At 70.1% G+C, this 2,766-nt stretch carries 3 protein-coding genes and 2 pseudogenes; 1 reads left to right on the forward strand and 4 read right to left on the reverse strand.

Annotated elements, in window-relative coordinates:
- Window positions 1-456 (reverse strand): annotated as a pseudogene (locus G6023_RS00525) (2-deoxyribose-5-phosphate aldolase); the annotation flags it as partial.
- A gap of 53 nt (window positions 457-509) precedes the next feature.
- Here G6023_RS00525 and purU point away from each other — a divergent pair.
- Complete coding sequence (gene purU / locus G6023_RS00530; RefSeq protein WP_067717112.1) at window positions 510-1,376, forward strand: formyltetrahydrofolate deformylase; 867 nt, start codon at window positions 510-512, stop codon at window positions 1,374-1,376.
- A 50-nt stretch (window positions 1,377-1,426) separates the two neighbouring features.
- Here the strand turns inward: purU and G6023_RS00535 are convergent, their stop codons facing one another.
- The 3 genes and pseudogenes from G6023_RS00535 to G6023_RS00545 form a co-directional block, all read right to left on the reverse strand.
- On the reverse strand, window positions 1,427-2,137 hold the full coding sequence (locus G6023_RS00535) for a MerR family transcriptional regulator (protein ID WP_096906774.1): 711 nt from the start codon (window positions 2,135-2,137) through the stop codon (window positions 1,427-1,429).
- Complete coding sequence (locus tag G6023_RS00540; protein ID WP_067717117.1) at window positions 2,134-2,415, reverse strand: DUF2516 family protein; 282 nt, start codon at window positions 2,413-2,415, stop codon at window positions 2,134-2,136. Before G6023_RS00540 ends, G6023_RS00535 begins: the two co-directional genes overlap by 4 nt.
- 147 nt (window positions 2,416-2,562) lie before the next feature.
- Window positions 2,563-2,766: pseudogene (locus G6023_RS00545) on the reverse strand (hypothetical protein); the annotation flags it as partial.

Below are 2,766 nucleotides of genomic sequence, written 5' to 3' on the forward strand. Positions count from 1 at the left end.
GGCCTCGATTCGTTCGTCGCCCGCCTCCTCGCCCAGCGCCTTGTGGATGGCCGCGGTCTCGAGGATCACCTTGATGACCACGGGCGGCGGCACGGCATCCCGCATGGCCAGCACATCGGCCATGACCTCGTCGACCAGTCCGGCGATGGCGGCGCCCACATCGATCACCATGTCCACCTCACGGGCCCCCTGGTCCACCGCGAGCCTGCCCTCCATCGCCTTGACCAGCGAGTGGTGCTTGCCGGAGGGGAAACCGGCCACCGTGGCGACGACGAGCTCCTCACCCCGCACCGGGAGCATGGCCGGGCTCACGCACACGGCCTTGACTCCCAACTCGCGGGCCTCGTCGACGCAGGCCCGGACGTCGTCGCGGGAGGCGTCGGGGGAGAGCAGGGTGTGGTCGATCATGGCGGCGACCCGGGCGCGGGTCAGCTCGTTCGTCGCAGTGGCGTCCATGCCGGCCAGCCTAGCGGGGGCGCCCGTCTTCCCTGCTGGCACAATGGGCACTCATGTCACGTCGCTTCGTCCTCACCCTGGGTTGCCCGGACCGCATCGGTATCGTCGCCCGGATCGCCACCTTCCTCGCCGAGCTGGGCGGGACGATCACGGAGGCGGCCTACCACGCGGACGAGGACTCGAACTGGTTCTTCACCCGCCAGTCCGTGAGCGCCGAGTCGATCGGCATGGAGATCGACGAACTGCGGCGCCGCTTCGAGCGGGTTGCAGCCGAACTGGGCCCGGAGACCGACTGGCACATCTCGGACTCCTCCGAGCCCAAGGACGTCGTCATCCTGGTCTCGAAGGAGGGGCACTGCCTCCACGACCTGCTGGGTCGGGTGGAGAGCGGTGACTACCCTGCGCGGGTCCGGGCCGTGATCGGCAACCACGAGAACCTGCGCGGCATGGCCGAGTCGCACGGTGCGCCCTTCCACCACGTGCCGTTCCCGGCCGACCCCGCCGAGCGAGGCCCGGCATTCGCGGAGGTCGCCGCGATCGTCGACGAGATCGACCCGCACGCGATCGTGCTGGCCCGCTTCATGCAGGTCCTGCCGGACGAGCTCTGCACGAAGTGGGCCGGGCGTGCCCTCAACATCCACCACAGCTTCCTGCCCAGCTTCGTGGGCGCCCGCCCCTACCACCAGGCGCATGTCCGCGGCGTGAAACTGATCGGGGCGACCTGCCACTACGTGACCGCCGACCTCGACGAGGGGCCGATCATCGAGCAGGACGTCATCCGCGTGGACCACACGGCGACGGTGAAGGACATGGTCCGGCAGGGGCGCGACGCCGAGAAGCTGGTCCTGGCCAAGGGGCTGCGCTGGCACCTCGAGGACCGGGTGCTGGTCCACGGCGGACGCACCGTCGTGTTCACCTAGGTCCGCTCCCGGGAAAGTCAGCTCCCCTGGGAGGTCCGCTCCGGGGGAGGTCAGCCCTTGGGGAAGCCGTGCCGCTCGCTGAGCAGGGTCTCGGCCGCCGAGAGGAAGATCAGGCGGGCGGCGGCGCCGGCCCGGGGCATGATCCCCGTGACCCTCTTGATGATGACGGACTGGTCCATCCCGGCGTCGCGCATCGTCTCCACCAGGATGTCGAGCGCCTCGGCCGACGTACTCTGCCCCTTGAGGAACAGGCGACCGATCTTGTCGATCCCCTCCTCACCGACCCCGAGGACGATGAGTTCGCGGAACAGCTCGTACATGTAGCGGTCCGCGAAGAAATGGTCGGCCGCACTCGGCTCACTGACCAGGCCGATGGCCGATCCCTGGTCGAGGAGTTCCTCGGCGAACTCGAAACCCGCGACGGCCTCCACGCCGCCACGAGGGAGGCGGCGGCGGGTGCCGCTCGAGCGTCGCTCCGGTAGGACGGCGTCCGAGTTCAGCAGCTCGGAGAGCGTGAAGCCGTGGCGCTCCGCGATGAACAGCTCCTCGATGGTGGCGAACGTGTAGCCGCGGTCGAGCAGCCGGAGGATCTGGTTCAGTCGGTTCTTGTGGTCGGGCCCGTAGAACGCGGTGCGACCCCTGCGGACGGGGGCCGGGAGAAGTCCCCGCTCCTGGTAGACGCGGATGTTACGCACCGTGGTGCCGGAGTCCTCGGCCAGCTCCTCGATCCGCTGGAACCCGTCGGCCTCCGGTGGTGTCACCTGCGCCGTCCCCCGACAGCGGGCCGGACGTCGGCGAAGAACACACCCACTGCCACCATCGCGATGATGCTGAGGAAGCCGAACGGCCGGATCGCGAACATGAGGGCGGCCACGGCGCAGATGCCGATCCAGGCGGGCTTGGGCCACTTGCCCTCGATCGAGTACGCCGACGCGGGCGGGAGGACTGCCAGCACCAGTCCCGCCAGGGCCCACACGACGAGCGCGCCCTGGATAGCCAGCTGGACCATGCCCCACGTCCCGGGAAGAGTGTCAATCACGCGGCCCAGTGTAGTCGGCACTCATGTCACCGCGGTGTGACCATGTTCACGGCGTCCAGATCCCGGCCCGGCCCCTGCGGCGGACCTCAACGCACGACGCCCCGGCCCCTCCGGAGAAGGAGGGCCGGGGCGTCAGGTGCCGCTGTATCAGACGCGGTCGGTGCCGGCGGGGGGCAACGGGGTGTCCGCGGTGGTCAGCGCGGGATCGTTGTCCGCGAGCTCCATCGGCGTGGGGGCGTCCGAATCGCCCCCGGCCGATGCGGCGGCCGGCTTGGCAGCAGTCGACTTGGTGGCAGCCGGCTTGGTGGCGGCGGGCTTGGACGCCGCGGGCTTACCGGCGGCCGGCTTGGT

Source organism: Dietzia sp. DQ11-71 (assembly GCF_014144995.1).
GTDB lineage: Bacteria > Actinomycetota > Actinomycetes > Mycobacteriales > Mycobacteriaceae > Dietzia > Dietzia kunjamensis.

Excerpts from the sequence above, each read along its gene's own strand:
- purU (WP_067717112.1), top strand. The coding sequence starts at position 510 with ATGTCACGTCGCTTCGTCCTCACCCTGGGTTGCCCGGACCGCATCGGT.